Source organism: Pseudonocardia pini, assembly GCF_013870575.1.
GTDB lineage: Bacteria > Actinomycetota > Actinomycetes > Mycobacteriales > Pseudonocardiaceae > Pseudonocardia > Pseudonocardia pini.
Genome location: NZ_JACBXB010001086.1, coordinates 1 through 1,388 on the forward strand (window position 1 = coordinate 1; position 1,388 = coordinate 1,388).

Below are 1,388 nucleotides of genomic sequence, written 5' to 3' on the forward strand. Positions count from 1 at the left end.
TCCGGGCTCCGGCGCGGTTGCCGGTCACGGTGACGGCGGGAGCGCTCACGTGATCCTGCCCGAGGTCGTGGCGCTGCGGGCCGCCCAGGACCCGCGCCGGACCGCGTACGTCTTCCTCGACGAGCGCGGCACGGAGACCCGCGTGCTGACCTACTCCGACCTGCACCGCGCCGCCCTCGGGGTCGCCGAGGCGTTGCCGTGCGCGCCGGGTGACCGGGCCCTGTTGGCCTTCCCGCAGTGTGCCGAGTTCGTGGTCGCCTTCCTCGGCTGCCTGTACGCGGGTGTGATCGCGGTGCCGGTGAACCCGCCACGGCGCAGCCGGGTGCAGGAGGCGACGGCCGCCGTCGTCGCCGACTCCGATCCCGCGGTGGTGCTCACCCTGCGCTCCTCGGTCGAGTCGCTGCGGGAGTCGCTGGCGGGGACGTTCCTCGCCGTGGACGAGGTGGCCCCCGGTGCCGGGGAGCCGGTCCCGAGGACCCCCGACGACCTGGCCTTCCTCCAGTACACCTCCGGCTCGACGTCCGTGCCGAAGGGGGTGATGGTCTCCCACGGCAACCTCGCCGCGAACGAGGACATGATCGCGGCGGCGTTCGGGCACGACGAGGGATCCACCGTCGTCGGCTGGGCCCCCTTCTTCCACGACCAGGGCCTCATCGGCAACGTGCTGCAGCCCCTGTGGGTGGGTGCGCAGGCGGTCCTGATGTCGCCCATGGCGTTCGTGCGACGACCGCTGCTCTGGCTCGAGACCGTGTCCCGCTACCGCGCGCACACCAGCGGCGGCCCGAACTTCGCCTTCGACGCCTGCGTGACCGCCGCCGCCCGCGGGGTCCCCGTCATGGACCTGACCAGCTGGAAGGTCGCGTTCAACGGGGCCGAGCCCGTCCGACCCGAGACCGTCCGGGCCTTCACCGAGATCTTCGCCCCGCACGGCTTCGACCCGGCCGCGATGCACCCCTGCTACGGCCTCGCCGAGGCGACACTGATGGTCACCGGAACCGGGCGCCTGCGCGGCCCCCGCCTGCTCGACGCCGACGCCACGGCACTGGGGCAGGGACGGCTGGAGGCGGGGCGGACCAGGGTGCTGGCGGGCTCGGGTCACGGCGAGACGGTGCGGATCGTCGACCCGGACACCTCGCGACCGGTGGGCGCGGAGACCGTCGGGGAGATCTGGGTGTCCGGACCCGCTGTGGCGCAGGGCTACTGGCGACAGCCGGAGGTGAGCGGGGAGACCTTCCGCGCGCAGGTCGTCGGGGAGCCGGGGGAGTACCTGCGCACCGGGGACCTGGGGGTGCTCGCGGACGGCGAGCTGTACGTCGTGGGACGGATCTCCGACGTCGCGATCATCCGCGGCCGGAACCACCATCCCCACGACGTCGAGCACACCGTCG

General features: G+C 73.6%; 1 protein-coding gene. It reads left to right on the forward strand.

The annotated features are described in order from the left end of the window. Positions 1-49: 49 nt before the first annotated feature. The coding region (locus H5J29_RS32740; RefSeq protein WP_181784765.1) for a fatty acyl-AMP ligase at positions 50-1,388 on the forward strand (1,339 nt) is incomplete at its 3' end.